The organism is Aestuariimicrobium soli (assembly GCF_051192575.1).
Lineage (GTDB): Bacteria > Actinomycetota > Actinomycetes > Propionibacteriales > Propionibacteriaceae > Aestuariimicrobium > Aestuariimicrobium soli.
This window is the reverse complement of record NZ_JBPJSQ010000013.1, coordinates 56,853-74,928: the sequence shown is the minus strand read 5'-3', so window position 1 is coordinate 74,928 and position 18,076 is coordinate 56,853. Positions and strand designations below refer to the sequence as shown.

At 69.3% G+C, this 18,076-nt stretch carries 14 protein-coding genes; 6 read left to right on the top strand and 8 right to left on the bottom strand.

All coding sequences use genetic code 11. The features are described from left to right. Positions 1–192 precede the first annotated feature (192 nt). Positions 193–1,272 (top strand): IS30 family transposase, encoded by a 1,080-nt coding sequence (locus ACSDQ9_RS14115; protein ID WP_435143774.1) that lies wholly within the window; start codon positions 193–195, stop codon positions 1,270–1,272. 144 nt (positions 1,273–1,416) lie between these two features. On the opposite strand, the gene ACSDQ9_RS14110 is transcribed toward ACSDQ9_RS14115, so the two are convergent. Beyond that, positions 1,417–2,856, bottom strand: coding sequence for a sulfatase family protein (locus tag ACSDQ9_RS14110; protein WP_435148019.1), 1,440 nt, complete (start codon positions 2,854–2,856; stop codon positions 1,417–1,419). A gap of 19 nt (positions 2,857–2,875) precedes the next feature. Here ACSDQ9_RS14110 and ACSDQ9_RS14105 point away from each other — a divergent pair, with 19 nt between their 5' ends. Further along, positions 2,876–3,823 (top strand): aminoglycoside phosphotransferase family protein, encoded by a 948-nt coding sequence (locus ACSDQ9_RS14105; RefSeq protein WP_435148018.1) that lies wholly within the window; start codon positions 2,876–2,878, stop codon positions 3,821–3,823. Positions 3,824–4,004: 181 nt separating this feature from the next. On the opposite strand, the gene ACSDQ9_RS14100 is transcribed toward ACSDQ9_RS14105, so the two are convergent. The 3 genes from ACSDQ9_RS14100 to ACSDQ9_RS14090 all read right to left on the bottom strand — a co-directional run bounded on the left by ACSDQ9_RS14100 (position 4,005) and on the right by ACSDQ9_RS14090 (position 8,715). Continuing rightward, positions 4,005–7,112 carry a S8 family peptidase gene (locus tag ACSDQ9_RS14100; RefSeq protein ID WP_435148017.1) on the bottom strand — a complete coding sequence of 1,036 codons (3,108 nt, stop codon included), beginning with the start codon at positions 7,110–7,112 and terminating at the stop codon, positions 4,005–4,007. Between the two features lie 152 nt (positions 7,113–7,264). Then, positions 7,265–7,771: an FBP domain-containing protein gene (locus tag ACSDQ9_RS14095; RefSeq protein WP_435148016.1), complete on the bottom strand. Its 507-nt coding sequence runs from the start codon at positions 7,769–7,771 to the stop codon at positions 7,265–7,267. Between the two features lie 62 nt (positions 7,772–7,833). Next, on the bottom strand, positions 7,834–8,715 hold the full coding sequence (locus ACSDQ9_RS14090; protein WP_435148015.1) for a GTP-binding protein LepA: 882 nt from the start codon (positions 8,713–8,715) through the stop codon (positions 7,834–7,836). A gap of 246 nt (positions 8,716–8,961) precedes the next feature. Here ACSDQ9_RS14090 and ACSDQ9_RS14085 point away from each other — a divergent pair, with 246 nt between their 5' ends. Next, on the top strand, positions 8,962–10,248 hold the full coding sequence (locus ACSDQ9_RS14085; protein ID WP_435148014.1) for a citrate synthase: 1,287 nt from the start codon (positions 8,962–8,964) through the stop codon (positions 10,246–10,248). Between the two features lie 225 nt (positions 10,249–10,473). Here ACSDQ9_RS14085 and ACSDQ9_RS14080 read toward each other — a convergent pair whose 3' ends face one another. From ACSDQ9_RS14080 to ACSDQ9_RS14065, 4 genes are all read right to left on the bottom strand, one after another. Continuing rightward, positions 10,474–11,271 carry an FAD:protein FMN transferase gene (locus ACSDQ9_RS14080; RefSeq protein WP_435148013.1) on the bottom strand — a complete coding sequence of 266 codons (798 nt, stop codon included), beginning with the start codon at positions 11,269–11,271 and terminating at the stop codon, positions 10,474–10,476. Continuing rightward, on the bottom strand, positions 11,268–11,726 hold the full coding sequence (locus ACSDQ9_RS14075; RefSeq protein WP_435148012.1) for an FMN-binding protein: 459 nt from the start codon (positions 11,724–11,726) through the stop codon (positions 11,268–11,270). The genes ACSDQ9_RS14080 and ACSDQ9_RS14075 overlap by 4 nt, the downstream gene beginning before the upstream one ends. Then, entirely contained in the window at positions 11,723–13,117 is a 1,395-nt protein-coding gene (locus tag ACSDQ9_RS14070; protein WP_435148011.1) for a ferredoxin reductase family protein, read from the bottom strand. The genes ACSDQ9_RS14075 and ACSDQ9_RS14070 overlap by 4 nt, the downstream gene beginning before the upstream one ends. A 340-nt stretch (positions 13,118–13,457) precedes the next feature. Next, the gene (locus ACSDQ9_RS14065; protein ID WP_435148010.1) at positions 13,458–14,093 is read right to left on the bottom strand and encodes a winged helix-turn-helix transcriptional regulator; all 636 of its coding nucleotides are present in this window, start codon (positions 14,091–14,093) and stop codon (positions 13,458–13,460) included. Between the two features lie 230 nt (positions 14,094–14,323). Between ACSDQ9_RS14065 and ACSDQ9_RS14060 the strand changes: the two genes are divergently transcribed. The 3 genes from ACSDQ9_RS14060 (at position 14,324) to ACSDQ9_RS14050 (ending at position 18,053) form a co-directional block, all read left to right on the top strand. Next, the gene (locus tag ACSDQ9_RS14060; RefSeq protein ID WP_435148009.1) at positions 14,324–16,309 is read left to right on the top strand and encodes a penicillin-binding transpeptidase domain-containing protein; all 1,986 of its coding nucleotides are present in this window, start codon (positions 14,324–14,326) and stop codon (positions 16,307–16,309) included. A gap of 73 nt (positions 16,310–16,382) precedes the next feature. Beyond that, positions 16,383–17,153, top strand: coding sequence for an SIR2 family NAD-dependent protein deacylase (locus ACSDQ9_RS14055; protein ID WP_435148008.1), 771 nt, complete (start codon positions 16,383–16,385; stop codon positions 17,151–17,153). Between the two features lie 15 nt (positions 17,154–17,168). Further along, positions 17,169–18,053, top strand: a complete 885-nt coding sequence (locus ACSDQ9_RS14050; RefSeq protein ID WP_435148007.1) for a mechanosensitive ion channel family protein — start codon at positions 17,169–17,171, stop codon at positions 18,051–18,053. Positions 18,054–18,076: the final 23 nt, after the last annotated feature.

Sequence of the window (18,076 nt, the reverse complement as noted above, 5' to 3'; positions counted from 1 at the left end):
CAGGGTGGAGTCAGGGTGTCAGTGCAACACGTTGTTCGGAGGTGTTGCATGCGTCGTGGGAATCCGGGTTACCCGGGGTGGATGCGGGAGTGGGTGCTGTGGTTGGCGGCGTCGGGGTACTCGGCGCAGAGGGCCGCGGATCAGGTGGGTGTGAGCGCGGGGACGGCTGCTGGTTGGTTGCATGCTGCTGGCATGGATCTGAAGCGTGGTCGTCATGGCGGTCTGGTTGTTGAGGTCGAGGTTGTACGGCCGGTGCTGCCGCACCCGGCGCCGTCACACGGGGCCCGGTTGTCGTTGGCGGATCGGACGTTGATCCATGTCGGGTTGGTCCAGCGGTGGTCGTTACGGCGCATCGCCGGCCAGCTGGGGGTGTCGGCGTCGACGGTCAGCCGAGAGATCGCCCGCAACTCGACACCGACCGGGTATCGGGCTGAGGCTGCCGAGACCGCGGCCGCGGGCCGTCGGGGACGTCCGAAACGGTCAAGGTTGGACGATCCCGTGCTGCGGCAACGGGTCGTCGAGGGGTTGAACTCTCACTGGTCGCCCCGGCAGGTGTCGATCCGTCTGGCGGCGCAGCATGGCAAAGATGGTTCCGTGAGCCACGAGACGATCTACCAGGCCCTCTACGTCCAGGGCAGGGGTTCCCTGCGCGAGGAACTGAGGATCGACAAGGCACTGCGATCCGGACGGACCCACCGCATCCCCCACTCGAAGCTACCGCCCCGGACGGGACGACCATGGCTGCAGGGTCATCACATCTCCACACGACCGGCCGAGGCAGCCGATCGAGCGATCCCGGGCCACTGGGAGGGTGACTTGGTCCTCGGAGCACGCAACCAGACCGCCATCATCACCTTGGTCGAACGCGCCTCACGGTTCGTCCTGCTCCATCGGCTGCCCGACCAACACGACAGCACCACCGTTGTCGACGCGTTGATCGCCATGGCCGCCACCCTGCCAGCGCAGATGCAGATGAAGTCACTCACCTGGGACCAAGGATCCGAGATGGCCGAGCACCCCACGTTCAGCCTCGCCACCCACACCCAGGTCTACTTCTGCGACCCCCACAGCCCGTGGCAACGAGGCAGCAACGAGAACACCAACGGCCTGATCCGCGACTTCTGGCCAAAACCCACCGACTTCGCCCAGATCACCGACGCCGAGATCCTCCACGTCCAGAACCTCCTCAACGACCGACCCCGCGAAACTCTCAACGCCCTCACCCCACGTGAGAAACTGCAACAACTACTCACCGTTGCACTGACCGATTGAGACCACCCAGGAACCTTCCTGGGGGTGGCACCGTTTCTTGAGAGTCTGCGGTTGGCTACCTGGGGGTTTGCGGTTGGCTATCTGGGGCCTGCGGTTGGCTACCTGGGTCTGCGGTTGGCTTCGGGGCGGCTGCGGTTGGCCCGGTCACTCCGCGGCGTAGGGCTCGTCGTTGTAGTGCCGCTGCAGTCGGGCCAGCTCGCGCTCCAACTCGGCCCGCACGTGGGCGTAGGCGGGGTCGTCCGCGACGTTGATGAGCTCCTGGGGGTCCCGTTCGAGGTCGATCAGCTCCCACTCGGGCGGGAAGACCTTGTCGCTGGCCCCCTTCACCCCCAGACCGGCGGCGTAGTAGTAGACCAGCTTGTGGGTGCGCGTGCGCACGCCGTAGTGACTCCAGGCGCCGTGGCTGGGGTCGTCGTGCTCCCAGTAGCGGTAGTACACCGAGTCGGAGTGCCCGGTCTCGGCCGCCGGATCGGACAACAGCGGCAGGAAGCTCTCCCCCTGCTGCTGCGGCAGTTCCTCAGTGCCCACGCCGGCCAGCGCCAGGAAGGTCGCCGCGAAGTCGACATTGGTGAGCGACTGCGAGACCCGGGTGCCCGGAGCGATCGCCCGCGGCCACCGCGCCAGGAAGGGCATCTGCAGCGACTCGTCGTAGATGAACCGCTTGTCGTACCAGCCGTGGTCGCCCAGGAAGAAGCCCTGGTCAGAGGTGTAGATCACCAGCGTGTCGTCGGCCACGCCCGCGGCCTCGAGGGTCTCGAGCACTCGTCCGACCGACTCGTCGATCGCCTGGATGCACCCCAGGTAGTCGCGCATGTAGCGCTGGTAGTTCCAGCGGGTGCGCTCGACACGATGCTCCTCACCGAGCAGCTCGTCGGGCACCTGCTCCTTCACATCGGTGACCGTCAGGTCGTCCGAGACGCGCATCTTGGCGACCTTGACGGCGGTCGGCTTGGTCTCGTAGTCGTCGAACAGGGTGTCCGGTTCGGGGATGGTGCCCAGCGGGTACGCGTCGGCGTGGCGCGGGTGGGGCTGCCACGGGCGGTGCGGTGCCTTGTGGTGCAGCAGCAGGCAGAACGGCTCGTCGCCCCGCGCCCCGATCCAGTCGCAGGCCCGGTCGGTGATCAGGTCGGTGGCGTAGCCCTCGACCGTGGACGACCCCTCGGCCGTGATCAGCTCCGGGTCGAAGTACTCCCCCTGGCCCCGGAAGATCGCCCAGTCGTCGAAGCCCTGCGGCAGGTTCTCGTCGGCCTCGCCCAGGTGCCACTTGCCGAACAGGGCCGTCGCATACCCGTGGCGCTGCAGCACCTGCGGGAAGGTCGGCAGCCGGTAGTCGAAGTCCTCATAGATCGACCGCACCCCGTTGAGGTGGGAGTAGGTGCCGGTCAGGATCGTCGCCCGCGACGGCGCGCACACCGAGTTGGTGCAGTACACCGACTCGAACAGGGCCCCCTCGGTCGCGAGCCGGTCGAGCTGCGGCGTGCGATTGATGCGCGACCCGTAGGCGCCGATGGCGTGAGCCGCGTGGTCGTCCGACATGATGAAGACGAGGTTCGGACGGGAAACGGCATGCGACTCTGCAGACATGGCCTCTAGCCTGTCACCGATGAGCACACCGATGCACGATGACCAGATCGCACTGTCACCCGCGGCGATCGAGCGGCTCGTGCGCGACCAGTACCCCGCCCTGAACGGCCCGATCCGCATCGTCGGCGGCACCGGCACCGTGAACCTGATCGCCCGCGTCGGCGACGACGTCACGGCGCGTTTTCCGCTCCGCCACGAACCACCGGACGAGGTGCTCGCCCAGCTCGAGCAGGAGCAGCGGGCGCTGGCCGAGTTGGCAGCCGTCTCGCCCGTGCCGACCCCTCGTCCGCTGGGCATCGGACGACCGGCCCACGGCTACCCACTGCCCTGGTCGCTGCAGACCTGGCTCGACGGCGACGACGGCTGGTCCGCCGAACGGCTCGGCGGGGGCACCTCGGGTGAGGCCTTCGCCGACGACCTGGCCACCCTGATCGCCGCCCTGCGCGCGGCCGACACCGGCGGGCGGGTGTTCGCGGGCACGAATCGCGGCGGCTCACTGGCGACCCACGACGGCTGGGTGCGCACCTGCCTGGCCGAGACCGCCGCCCTCGTCGACGCGCCCACCCTCGCCGGGCTGACCGCCCTGTGGGAGCAGTTCCTCGCCCTGCCCGAGGCCCCCGGGCCCGACGTGATGACCCACGGCGACCTGATCCCCGGCAACGTTCTCGTCCGCCCCGACGACACCGGTGCACCCCGCCTGGTGGGGGTGCTCGACGGGGGCGGCTTCGGCCCGGCCGACCGGTCGCTCGACCTGGTCGCCGCGTGGCACCTGCTCGAGGAGGGCCCCCGGGTGCGCCTGCGCGAGCGGCTCGGCAGCGACGAGCTCGAGTGGCAGCGGGGACGAGCCTGGGCGTTCGAGCAGGCGATGGGGCTGTTCTGGTACTACCGCACCTCGAACCCGCTGATGAGTCGGCTGGGTGAGCGCACCCTGAGTCGACTGCTGGGGCGTCGCCTGCCGGGACGATGATCTCGACACGTCGCTCGTTCCTCGCTCCTCCTCGATCAGCGGGGGTTGGGGACGCTCGTCCCTCGCTCCTCCTCGATCGGCGGACAGGTGCGGACGCTCGTGCCGTCGGCAACGCAGAACCCCCGGGACTCGGTGAGTCCCGGGGGTTCTGTGTCAGAGGTTCAACCTCGGCCGATCAGCCTCACTTGACCGGAACCAGCAGGGCCTCGCCCTGACCGGCGCCGTTCTCGTAGGCCACGACCATCACACCGGCCGGCTTGGTGGCCTTCGCCGCCGCCGGGTCGATGGCGACCTTGACGTCACTCTTCGCACCGGAGTTCAACTCGACGAAGGCGCCATCCGAGATGGCCTTCTTCCACGGGTTGTAGGTGGCCGCGCCATTCATCTCGTCGCTGACCGCGCTGTCCTCGATGGAGTAGCTCGCCACCGAGTACGCGAAGGCACCCGTCGACGAGGTCACCCCGAGGTCGCTGGCGTAGACCGGCAGCAACACCGTGGACGAGTCGGTCGGCGCCTGGGCGAGGAAGCCGGCAGCGCTGAGGCCGCGGGTGGCGACGTCGTAGACGAACACCTCCGTGAGGCCGTTGGGATCGTCCGCCCGGATCAGGCCCGAGTCGACCGAGAAGACGATCTTGTCGGCCTGGCCGTCACCGTTGGTGTCGAGGACGACGTCGTACTCCACGGTGGCCGCGTTCGAGGAACGGGTCCAGGAGTTGACGGCGAACACCAGCAGCTGGTCGTCACCGTCGGCGAACGACTGCACGCCGGCGGCGCGCAGGTCGACCCCGCCGTAGACCTTGGACGAGTCCTGCTTGTCGGTCAGGCCCAGGGTGTAGAAGTCGGCGCTTCCGGCCGCGGACTTACCGTTCTTCACCGAGACGGTCGCGCTGGTCTTGTTCAGGTCGAGCTGACCCTTGAGCGAGGCCGACATGTCGCTGGTCGAACGCGGCACCAGCAGGTACGGCACCGCGAGGGTGTCGTCACCCGAGGTGGCCAGGATGCGTCCCGACACCTCGTGGAAGGCCCACTGGTCGTCCCCACCGGTCGAGGCCGGAATGTCGGACGCCTTCACCGAGAGGGTGACATCGACCTTCACGGTCTTGCCCGGCGCGACGGTGACCTTCGAGGGCGAGATGCCCACGGTGGCCTTCTGCGACTGCGGCGAGGCCGCCGACGACAGCGAGAAGGTGCGCGGCGCGGTGCCCTTGTTGGTCAGGCTGACGGTCTTCGTCTGCGAGTAGTTCTTGCCGAACTCGGCGAAGCCGAAGCTCAGCGAGGGCTCGGTCGACTTCTCGCCGTTGGCCCGCCAGGCGTCGCCGGAGGCGAACACGGAGGTGCTCAGCAGCTGCTTGATGTCGACCAGTCCGTTGCCCTCGCGGGTGAGTCGGTAGTCGGTCAGCTGATCGGCGTCGGAGGTGGTGACCAGGGCATTGGTGATGTCCTGACCGCTCCAGGTCGGGTGCGCCTGCACCGCGAGCGCGGCCACACCGGCCGTGTGCGGGGCAGCCATCGAGGTGCCCGACAGGGTCGCGGCGCCGTTGCCGGTGCCCACTCCCGCCGAGACGATCGAGACACCCGGCGCCGAGACGCTGGGCTTCAGGGCGGACGAACCGTTGGCGGCTCCACCCGACGAGAACGAGGCGGCCTGACGGAAGCCCGGGTTCTGGATCTGGGCGGCCTCCATGGCGAGCGCCTGACCGGCGTTGCTGGCCAGCAGCGGACCATTGGTCGACTTCACGCCGAGGAACGGAATCGTCACCGTGTAGGGGGTGCCGTCATCGGGGTTCTCGGTGATGGGTCCCTCGAAGGGGGGCAGCGAGCCGTCGGTGTTCACCATGATCACGGCGTCGGCCCCGGCCTGCTGGCCGAAGATCGCCTTGGCGACGCGGGCGCAGGTGCCGCGGCTCACGACCGCAACCTGGGCGGGTGCCGCCGGATCGGCCGAGACGCCGGCCAAGGTGTAGTCGGAAGCCGCACAACCCAGCGCCTCGTTGGCCGAGGTCGCGGGATCGTCCTTCAGCACGACGATGTTCATCCGCGTCGAAGGCAGGGTGGCCCCGTTGGCGTTGACGGCCTCGATGGTCTGGCCGGCGACGGTGAGCTTGGCTCCGGGGAACGAAGCGGTCGAGTCGATGGCGGCCACCGAGATGACGCCCTTGCCGGTCGACGGGGAGCCGACCATGTAGGGGTTGCCACCGGAGTTGCCGGCCGAGGTGACGACCACGACACCGGCAGCGGCGGCGTTCGACGCGGCCTCGGCCGAGGCGTCGTCACCGCGACCGTAGGTCGAGCCGAGCGACATGTTGATCACGTCCATGTCGTTGGCAACGGCCCAGTCGATGGCCTCGACGGTCACATCGGTGGAGCCCTCGCAGCCGAACACGCGGACGCCGTACAGGTCGGCCTCGGGAGCGACACCCGGCCCGACCTTCCAGGTCTTCGAGGTGGTGGAGGTGTCGTAGGGGCCGGCGTAGCTGGTGCCATCGGCGTTCACGCCGCCACCGGCCGCGCTTCCGGCCACGTGCGAGCCGTGCCCGTTGCAGTCGAGCGGGTTGGCATCGGGCTTGGGCACCGAGCCAGCCACGTTGGCGTTGTAGTCGTCACCGACCAGGTCGATGCCGCCCTTGACGCGGGGGGCATCCGGGCCGAACCAGGCCGGGTTGGCGGCCTCGGTCTCGGCGGCGTGGGCCGTGTCGTAGGCGGCCTGGGTGCCGGGCCCGCCGAAGTCGGCGTGGGTGTAGTCGATACCGGTGTCGATGATGGCGACCTTGACGCCCTTGCCGGTCTTGCCGGTCGACTCCCACGCCTGCGGGGCGCCGAGGAAGGGCACCGAGGTGGCGTTGTCGATGGTGTAGGTGGTCACCGACTTGATGCTCTTGACGCCCGGCAGTGCGGCGAGGCTGGCCACGTCGGAACGCTTCACCTGCACCTTGACGCCGTTGAAGGCGGACTGCATCTGGGCCTCGACGCGACCGCCCTTGGCCTTGACGGCCTTGACGACGCCTTCCTGGCCTGACTTGAGCGAGGCCCGCAGCTGGGCCTTCTCGCTCTTCGAGAGCGTTCCCTGCTGGGACTCGACGACGGCCACCGGGTCGCTGGTCATCTGCACGATGACCTTGACCTTGGCGTCGGGGTTCGCAGCACCGGGACGGAACTCGGAGGGCACCTTGGTGCCCCCCGCCACAGTCTCGAAATGCTTGGTGTTGTTGACGGGCTCGGCATGCGCGGTGGTCGGGAAGACCAACGCGAGCACACCGACACCGAGCAGCACGGGGAGTTTCTTGCGCACGGGGTCACCTTTCGGTGGGTCGGCTTTGACGGAATCGATGGGCCGAACCTAGGCCAGCGCTTCGCCCCGTGTCCACGATTCGGGCAGATTTGTCGGCAGCTGTTACCAGTCCGTCACAACCGCCGGACGACCCGCCCAGGCCGCGCCAGCGCTCACTCGGCCGCGAGCCGCTCCACGAACGAGCTCAGGTTCGTGCGCAACCTGAAGATTCTCTCGTCCTCCGTGATGGTCTCGTGCGGTTGCACCCGCGCCGGCTTCTTCAGGCCACGCACGTAGAGCGAGCAGGCCAGGTCGGCGCACAGGTAGTTGCCGCGGGTGTTCCCGGCCCGACCACTCGCACCCGGGCGCGCGGCCGTCATCAGCGCCACGTCGGAGCTGGAGTGCACGGTGGTGCACAGCGAGCACATGCTCTGCCGCTTCACGCCGGTCCCCTTGGCCTGCCGCAGCACGAAGCCGATGGGGGACGACTCGCCCGTCTCGAGGGAGACCCGTTCGGTGACCAGGTACGCGGTGCCGCTGCCACTGGGGTCGAGCCAGCCCAGCAGGTCGAGTCGCGACCACGGAGTGGTGTCGAGGTCGGGGAGCGTCAGCCGCTGAGCGACGCCCTTGGAGCAGTTCACGAACGAGCCCCGGATCTCGTCGGCCGACAACTTCTTCATGCCTCCAAGGCTTCCACACCCGACAAGGGCGGGGCACCCCCATTCCCGGGCCGCCGGGCTCCTCAGGCGAAGCGGGGGCGGTCGAAGTTGCCCTGCCCGCGATACATCTCCAGCGACTCCCGCAGCGCCTTCAGGAAGTAGGGAGGGAACTCCATGCCCTTCTCGTTGGCCCACAGCAGCCGGGCCTCGAGTCGTCCGAGCTCACGGGCGTAGACCTCGAGCTCCTCGTCGTAGCTGAGGCCGACGATCACCCCACCCATGTCGGCCTTGTACTTCTTGACGTAGTCGACGCCGACCAGCGTGAAGCTCTTCGACCGCAGTTGCTGGGCGACGAACAACTGCCAGGGGGCCAGCACCTCGTCCTGGATCATCTTGGTGGCCGACATCTGGTAGAAGGCGAAGTGACCGGGCTCCTGCTGCTTGATGGGGTGGATGACGGTCTTCGCGATCGCGTGCTCACCCATCTGCTCGAGCTCCTTGATGAGGGACGAGTAGGCCAGCACGGCCTGGCGCTCGGTGGAGGCGCCGGTGAGGTAGTAGAGGAAGCGACTGATCTCGAGCATCGGTTCCAGATGGGCCATCGCCCCCAGCAGCTTCATGCGCAGCGGAACCGTCATGAACGCGTTCGCCGGCGGCAGCCCCAGGTCGACCTGCAACTGGTCGAGCAGGTACCCGTGGGCCATCTCCTGGCCGTACCAGATGTCCTGGTAGAACAGGCGGTCGACCTCCGAGACCTCGGGAAGGATCGTCAACAGCTCGAGCACGTTGCGGTCGACCTCGAGCTCGACGCGGGCGAGGTAGTCGATGACCCCGGCGAAGCGCTCGCGCACGAGGTCGGGGCGGTAAATCGTCCGGTCGGCGGATTCGAGGGCGATCGGGGGATGGTTGTCGCCCAGGCGCAGCACGTGATCCATCAGGGTCTGCTCAGTGATCAACTTGGCCACGTACCCCACTGTGCCAGCTACCCGGGCACGCACCCCAACTTCCGGGTGCATCGCCCGAGCCCACACCCGACCGGGTTCCGCGATCGGCGAACGCGCACCGTCCGATTCAGCGTCCATCACCGCTCAGCGGGAGTTTTCGCCCTGCTGGCCCCCACGGTAGGGTCGACCTCACTGGACCACCGTCTGCGCACAGCAGCTGGCGTGCGATATCCCCGTGGTCAACGGTTCAAGGAGGAAGCGGAAGCGATGACTTCATCGGCAACCCTGAAGTACGACGGCGGCGAGCTCGAGCTCGGCGGCATCGACGCGACGGTGGGCAGCAGCGCCTACGACGTCTCGAAAGTGCTGGCCACCACCGGGAGCACCACCCTCGACGTGGGTTACGTCAACACGGCGTCGTGCAAGTCGGCGATCACCTTCATCGACGGTGACGAGGGCATCCTGCGCTACCGCGGTTACCCCATCGAGCAGCTGGCCGAGAAGTCCACGTTCCTCGAGGTCTCGTACCTGCTGATCTACGGCGAGCTGCCGACCCAGGAGCAGCTCGACACCTTCGCCGGCAAGATCTCGCGCCGCATGCTGCTGGACGAGCGCATGCGCGAGCTGTTCCGCTGCTTCCCTCGCGGCGCCCACCCCATGCAGGTGCTGGCGGCCGGCGTGATGGCGCTCGGCTCGTTCAACAGCGACACCCTCTCGGTCGACGACCCCGAGCAGATCGAGGCCGCGAGCCTGCGGTTGATGGGTTCGACCCCGACGCTGGCTGCCTACGCCTACAAGAGCTCGGTGGGTGAGCCGTTCCTCTACCCCCAGACCAAGCTGGGCTACGTCGAGAACTACCTGCGCCTGTCGTTCGGCACCCCGCAGGAGGACTACGAGATCGACCCCGCCGTCGTGCGCGCGTTCGAGACCCTGTTCATCCTGCACGCCGACCACGAGCAGAACTGTTCGACCTCGACGGTGCGCATGGTCGGCTCGGCCGACGCCTCGATCTACGCGTCGGTCTCGGCCGGCGTGAACGCTCTGTCGGGCCCGCTGCACGGCGGCGCCAACCAGGCCGTGCTCGAGATGCTCACCCAGCTGCGCACCGAGGGCCTCGACGCCAAGACCTTCGTCTCGCAGGTCAAGGACAAGAAGTCGGGCGTGAAGCTGATGGGCTTCGGGCACCGTGTCTACAAGAACTACGACCCGCGCGCCAAGATCATCAAGGGTCACGCCGACGAGATCCTCAAGGCCTCGGGCAAGTCGAACGCCCTGCTCGACATGGCCATGGAGCTCGAGGAGACCGCGCTGAACGATGAGTACTTCATCAGCCGCCGTCTCTACCCCAACGTCGACTTCTACACGGGTCTGATCTACGAGGCGATGGGCTTCCCCGCCAACTACTTCACCGCCCTGTTCGCCATGGGCCGCATGCCCGGCTGGATCGCCCAGTGGCGCGAGGAGCGCAACGACCCGGCTCGCAAGATCGGCCGTCCGCGGCAGGTCTACGTCGGCGAGGTCGAGCGCGACTACGTGCCGATGGACCAGCGCTGAGCCGCACTCCCCCAGCACGGACGAACCCCCGGTGCACCCCAGCGGTGCCCGGGGGTTCGTCCGTTTTCTGGGCAATCAGCTTTCTGGGTAATCCGTTTCTTGGGCAATCCGTTTCTTGGGCAATCAGCGCCACAACCCGCACGCGGGCTACGTCGGACGCCTTGTTGAGGGGGTGCACGAAGCCCGCGTGCCGGTTGTGGCGGTCATGGGCGGTTGGGACGACCCTCAGGTGCGGAACCCGGGGGTGGCCCACAGGTCGCCGCCCTCGCCGATCGCCAAGACCTCGATCTGGTGCTCGGCCGTGACGGCTCGTAGCGTCGCCCGGCCGCCGGCGAGAATGGCCGTGGCCAACACGTCGGCCGTGACGATGTCGGTGGCGTGCACGCTGACCTGCCGAAACCGGTGCACGATGCCCGGGTCGTGCCCCTGCGCATGGCTGGCGTGGAAGGCCGGGTCACGGTCGGCCGGCAGTCGCCAGATGTGCTCCCCGCGCAGCGCCGTGCCCGAGGTCGCCACGGCCGGCAGGTCACCGCTGAGCTCGACCTGACTGATCAGTTCCTGCTGGTCGTCGGGGTCGACGATGCCAGCCACCCAGGGGCGGTGCTCGTCCTGGCGCCCGTGCGCGAGCACGTCACCGCCCACGTTGAGGCACCAGTCGCCGACGGCGCGCAGCAGTTCGGCCGTGGCATCCATGGCCAGGGCCTTGACCACCCCGTGCAGGTCGATGGTGCCGTCGAGGCGGAACGGGTTGAAGGCACCGTCGGTCAGGGTTCCCCAGTCGTGGGCGACCCAGTACGCCGACCGGTACTCGGGCGAGGCGTCGGCGAAGGCCAGCTCGCGCCGGCTCACCCTGCTCGCCTCCGACGTGGGCCGGTAGAGACTGAAGCGCTCGTCCAGGGTCGTGAACGTCGCGCGCACCTCGTCGACGAGGTCGGGTGCCAGCCCGCCCTGCACCGCCAGCGAACAGACGGTGCCCATGGTCGGGAAGACCAGCCGCTCGGTGTCGTGCGCCGCGGTCGTCATGCGCGGGCCTCGTCCAGCGCGCTCTGCAGTGACTGCAGGTAGGCCTCGCTGGTGTAGGTGCCCCCCGAGACCGTGTTCACCTGCGCGGAGTTGGCGGCCAGCACCTCCTGACGCAGCACCGGAACGGCCTCGTCGTTGATGCGTTCGGAGTGGTGGTCACCGTCGGAGACAACGTCTTCGCTGAGGGAGGCGATGGCGCCGTTGGTGACCACCACGGTGACGGTCACCGAGCCGTAGCGGTGGGTGACGGTCTGCCCGGTCCAGGTGCCGTCCTTCAGGGACGAGCCCTGGCTGGTCTGGGTCTGACCGCTCTGGGTCTGAGTGGTCTGGGTCTGTGTGGTCTGGGGCTGGCTCGGGGTGACCGACGAGGTGGACGACGTGGCGCCCAGGCTCCAGCCCCAGGCGAGCACGCCGGCCCCGGCGGTGAGGGCGGCGAGGGTTGAACGAGTGCTCACCAGGAGAACCTTTCGTGATGGATGTGGGCAGGGTCGAGGCCGATGAGGGTGGCCTCGTCGATGAGGGCCTGCGTCCAGCCGGGTGGGCCGCAGACGTAGAGGTCGGAGTCGGGCAGCCACGGGGCGAGCGAGCCGAGGTGCCCGGCCGGAGTCCCCACCGGCGCCCACGATGGCGTCCACGATGGTCCGCGGGGGCCGACGAGCACCTCCAGCCGGGCACCCTTGGCGCGGCAGAGGGCGGCGATCTCGTCCAGATGCACCAGGTCGTCGGGCCGCGAGCCGCGGGCCAGCACGAGGCTTCGTCCGGGCTCGACGTCGAGGGCCTCGAGCAGTGACTTGAGGGGGGCCAGGCCGACCCCGGCGCCGGCGAGCACCACGGCACGGCGGGTGCGCACGCGGGGGGTGAATCGTCCGAAGGGACCCTCGACGCTCACCCGGGTGCCGATCGGCACGCGTTGCAGCGCGCTGGTGCCACGACCCAGGGCCCGCACGGTGATGCTCAGCGAGTGCCCGTTCGGTGCGGACGACAGCGAGAACGGGTGGGGATGCCACCACAGCCCCGGCGCCCAGAAGCGCCACCCCAGGAACTGGCCGGGAGCGGCGCCCAACCGGTCGAGATGTCGTCCGGTCATCGTGATCTCGACGGCGTCGCGACTGACCGGGCGCACGCGGACGACCCGGAGCCCCTGCTCGAACGAGGCCACCAAAGGGCGCACCACCCGGAACGCGACGACGGCGGCGGCCGTCGCCGAGAGCAGCACCACCCAGTAGTCCCTGGCCAGCCCGGACGACAGCAGTCCTCCGGTGGTGAACTGGTGCGGCACCGCGAGCCCGATGGCCGCGTAGCTCGCCAGATGGATCAGGTGCCAGACCTCACGCGGCAGCACCGCGCGCGCCGCCGCCACCGAGGTGAGCCCGACGACCAGGGCCAGGCCGGTGCCGGCGATGGCGAGCGCCACGTCGGTGGTGCCCCACAGGTCGGCCAGGCCGGCGAGCCAGCCGCCGTCGGTGGCGGCCCACGCCGAGACCAGCAGCACGACGTGGGCGCCCAGGGCAGCGAATGTGGCGAGCCCCAGCTCGCGGTGCAGGCGCAGCGCGCCGTCGTGCCCGATGGCCCGGTCGACGACCGGAATACGGGCGGCGAGCGCGACCATCATCACGAACAGCGTCATCGCGACCAGCCCGGCGATCGCGCCCAGACTGGTCAGCGCGCGGGGAACGGTGTCCCAGCCGTACGCGGTGCGGCCGGCCAGGAAGACGGCGACCGCGGCAGCCAGCAGCACCCAGCCCACGGCCCGGACGATGCCCTCGCCCACGGTGGCGCCTGACGACGGGGGGCGTGGGCTGACCCGCGGTTTGACGGCGGGGTGCTGGGAGATGAGGACGGCCATGGCACCAGTGCAGGCGTGGCGGCTGTGCGTCGGCTGTGGGCCAACCCTGAGCGGGCTGCGAGTCTGCACCGGCGGGAATGCAGGAACCCGAACCGAAGACTTTTGGGGGGATGCGCAAAATGGGGGGATGCGCGTGTCTTCGATCCGGGTTCGACAACCATGTTAGGTGACTGTCGAGGGCACCTGTCACCCCTCTGGGCGTGCCGAATCCCTGAAACTTCGTGAAAGAGACGCGACAAGCCTCAATGCTGATGTGAAGTTTTCCACTCCTGCGGATTCAACCGTGACCTGCCCGTGACCTGCCCCTCGGTGGGTTCGTCAGAGGGGTCGCGCCAGCAGCTCAGCCGAGGCGGTATCCGCGTCCCCGCTCGGTGACGATCAGGCGCGGGCCGAGGGCCTCCAGCCGCCGGCGCAGCGACGACATGTGCACCTCGACGAGGTTGTCGCCGTAGCCGTCGTAGCCCCAGACGGCCGACATCAGCTCGCCCTTGGAGACGGGCACACCGGGCGTGAGGGCCAGTCGTCCGAGAAGCTTGCGCTCCGTCGCCGTCAGCGCCACCACCGTGCCCGCCCGGGTCACCCGGAAGCCGCCGTTCTCGATGGTGAGGTCGCCGACCGTGACCGACGGTGCCGCCGGGCCGGCCAGCAGGGCCGCCACGTGCGCGGCCACATCGGGGGCGGTGTAGGGGCGGGCCAGGTGGTCGTCCGCCGACAGGGGCTCCAACGAGGTGCGATCCGACTTCTTGGTCAGCAACAGCACCCGCCCCGTGCCCCGGGCGGTCTGCACGGCCGGCGATTCGCCCGACCCGACGAGGCCCGCGTCGAGCACGACGACCTGCGGCCGCAACTGCGCGACGGCATGGTCGAGCCCGGCCACGTCGGCCAGTCCGTGCGCCTGGTGCCCCTGGGCACGCAGTTGCTCGACGATCGCCCGCCTGTTGGGCGCCGTCTCCCCCACGACAAGAACCCTCCCCACGGCTCCATACTGCCCGGTCGCAGGCCGCGACCACCAGAGTCTGTTTCTGCTCCCCGGTCACGCACCCGAACCCCCGAGTGACCGCCACCACCCGCACGTCGGCTTCGTGCGAGGCCCAACAAGGGGGGTCGAGCGAGTCCGCGTGCGGGTTGTGGCGGTGATGGCGCGGCTGTGGCGCCGGGGCGTCGGAGGCGGCGACTATCCTCGGCAACGACGAGAGGATGCCCCCCATGCCCGACTTCCCCATCGGTCGCACCGCCAGCACCGCCGCCAGCCGCGGCACCTGCTCGGTGCCGGCGGTCGCGCTGGCGCTCGTCGTGGCCCTGGTACTGGCCGGGTGCAGCAAGCTGCCGTCACCCCTGCCCCAGCCGAGCCCGACCGCCGCCCAGGAGACGCCCTACCAGGGTCCGGTGGCCGACACCACGGTGACCGCCCTCGTGCAGGGTCTGGTCGCGGGCAACCTCGACAAGGTGCCGTTCATCGGTGACGCCGCCTCGGCCACGCAGGCCAGAACCGACTACACCACCATCATGTCGGGCATGGACGGGCTCACCCCCTCGATCACCAGCACCCCGGTGCGCTACCTGCCCAATGGCGTGGCCGAGGTCGACCTTGCCCAGACGTTCACCTTCGAGTCCCAGAAGTGGCAGTTCACCACCACGGCCAAGCTCAACCTCAGCGGTGACCGCTGGTTCGTCGACTGGGACCCCACCATCGTCCACCCCGATCTGGACGAGCGGAACCGGCTGCGGCACACCCGCACCGTGCCCGTGCGGGCCGCCATCGTCGGCGCCGGCAACCAGGCCCTGATGGAGGAGCGCGAACTCTTCCGGGTGGGCATCGACAAGCAGAACGCCACCCCCGCCCAATGGGACTCCTCGGCCCGCGCCCTGGCCAGGCTGGTCAACGCCGACCCCGCCGCCTTCGCCAAGCGCGTCAAGGCCGCCGGGGCGAAGGCCTTCGTCGCCGTCGTCACCCTGCGTCAGACCGACATCCCGGCCGGCATGACGTCGATCCCGGGAGCGTCCGTGGTGGCAGCCAAGGGCGTGGTCGCTCCGAACCCGACCTTCGCCCGCTCGATCCTGGGTGTGGTGGGCGAGGCCACCCCCGAGCAGATCGCGGCCAGCAAGGGTCTGCTGCAGGTGGGCGACCTGGTCGGCCAGAGCGGGCTGCAGAAGCGCTACGACAAGCAACTGCGTGGGTCGGTGGGGCATGTCATCGCGCTGGTTCCCCGCCGCGACCTGCCCAGCCCGGCACCGTCGGACAACCCGGACGTCGAGAGCACCCTGTTCGAGCAGAAGGAGGTGGCCGGCAAACCCCTGCAGGTCTCCCTCGACCTCGACAAGCAGATGAAGGCCGAGGAGGTGCTCGCCAAGGTCGGCCCGATCGCCTCCATCGTGGTGGTCAAGCCCTCGACCGGCGAAATCGTCGCGGCCGCCAACTCACCCGCCGCCGGTGAGAATCCCGACGCGACGTTCGGACGATATGCCCCCGGCTCGACCTTCAAGGTGGTGACGGCGCTGGCCCTGCTGCGCAAGGGGTACTCGGCGGGCACGACGGTGAACTGTTCACCCACGGTGACGGTCAACGGGCGCGTCTTCAAGAACTACTCCGACTTCCCGGCCTCGCGGGTGGGCACCATGAGCCTGCAGGACGCGCTGGCCTTGTCGTGCAACACCGCGCTGATCAGGGAATACGCCAAGCTTGGCCCGAACGACCTCGCCCAGGCGGCGGCCAGTCTCGGCATCGGTCAGGACTACGACGCGGGCTACGCCTCGTTCTTCGGTTCGGTGCCGGTGGCCCCGAACCTGACCACGAAGGCCGCGAACATGATCGGCCAGGGCCAGGTCGAGGCCTCGCCGATGGCGATGGCCGGACTGGCGGCCACGGTTGCCTCGGGCCGCACGACCATTCCGTGGCTGGTGGCCAGCAGCAAGCCCACCTCGAAGGCCGCCCCGTTGACGGCGGGCGAGGCCGCCCAGCTGAGCCAGATGATGCGCGCCGTCGTCAGTCGGGGCACCGCCCAAGGGCTCGCGGGGACGATGGTGGGCGCCAAGTCGGGCACCGCCGAGTACGGCACCGCGAATCCCCCGAAGACGCACGCCTGGATGATCGCCTTCAGCTCGCACGACCTGGCCATCGCCGTGATGGTGGCCGACGGTGAGTCGGGGTCGAAGTCGGCGATGCCGCTGATCAAGGCCTACCTGGCGCCCTGACGTGCTGGGTGTCCTGACGAGCTGGCCCGATACGACCCCCGATGGGCCCGTCGTGGTGTGGCACCCTGTGCGAGTGCCGATCACGACCCTGCCTCTCGTCCGCGAACGCCTCGCCGCCGCGGAGCGCATCTGTGTGCTCACCGGGGCCGGCATCTCCACCGCCGCCGGCATCCCCGATTTCCGCGGGCCGCAGGGCCTGTGGACGCTCGATCCCGCGGCCGAACTGGTCTCGGACCTGCACCACTACCTGGACGACCCCGACGTCCGCCGCTCGGCGTGGCGGCGGCGAGCGGCGCAGTTCGCCGAGGTGCACCACCCGACGCCCGCGCACCTGGCGCTGGTCGAGCTCGAACGGCAGGGGCGGCTGACCGGAGTGGTGACGCAGAACACCGACGGCCTGCACCTCGACGCGGGCCACTCGTCCGCCCTGGTGCACGAACTGCACGGCTCGGCGCGCACCTGCCGGTGCGAGACCTGCGGTCACGAGCAGCCGATGGACGAGGTGCTCGCCCGCGTCGCGGCCGGTGAGGACGATCCCACCTGCCTCGAGCCCGACCGGCACGGCACCTGCGACGGCATCCTGCGGGCGACGGTGATCCTGTTCGGTGAGCAGTTGGTGCCCGAGGTGCTGCAGGCCGGGCTCAACGCCGTCGAGCGCTGCGACGTGCTGGTGGCCATCGGCTCGACGCTGGCCGTGAACCCGGCGGCGGCGCTGGTGCCGTTCGCGATCGGCCACGGTGCTCGGGTGGTGATCGTCAACAATGCCGAGACCGAGCACGACGACCTCGCCCACGACGTGCTGCGCGGCGACATCCAAGAGCTGGTGCCCGCGCTGGTCGGGTGAGGTTGAATGGCTGGCGTGGTGTTCAACGTGGTGCTCGAGGCCTGGTGGCAGGTCTCGACCGAGAAACTGATCCAGGCGGCGGTGGTGATCGTCGCCGCCGTGGTGGTGCGCGCCATCGCCGTGTTCGCCGTGCGCAAGTCGATCACCGGCATGGTGGCCCGCACGCAGGCCCGGCTCGACGCCGAACCGGGGCGTCGATCCCTGGTGCCGTCGGTGTGGACGAACGCCCGCCAGCTGGCCCGCACCAAGACCCTCGGATCCCTGCTCAGCTCGACCATCACCGTGGTGGTGGTGACGGTGGCGGCCCTGACGCTGCTCAACGTCTTCGGGGTGCCGATGGGTCCGCTGTTGACCTCGGCCGGTGTCGGTGGCGTGGCCCTCGCGTTCGGCGCGCAGTCGCTGGTGAAGGACTACATCACGGGCATCTTCCTGATGGCCGAGGACCAGTTCGGCGTCGGCGACGTCGTCAACCTCGGTGCGGTCACCGGCACCGTCGAGGAGGTCACCCTGAGGGTCACCCGGGTGCGCGACGGCAACGGGCAGGTCTGGTACCTGCGCAACGGCGAGATCACCACCGTCGGCAACGTCTCCCAGGGGCATTCCAATGCGCTGGTCGACGTCGCGGTGCACTACACGGCCAGCGCCGAGCAGGTGATCGCCATCGTCCAAGGGGTGGTGGATGCCTTCAACGACGACGAGACCTGGTCGAAGCACCTGCTCGAGAAGCCCACCGTGCTCGGGGTCGAATCGATCCAGGGCGAGACCATGACGATCCGCGTCAGCGCGAAGTGCCTGCCCAACGAGCAGTGGGGCGTGCAGCGCGAGCTGCGGGAGCGGGCGAAGCGAGCATTGGACGAGGCCGGCATCCGCGGCCCCGGGCTGAGCTGGCCCCGCCACTGAGCCCGAACCGTGCTGGGCCTACA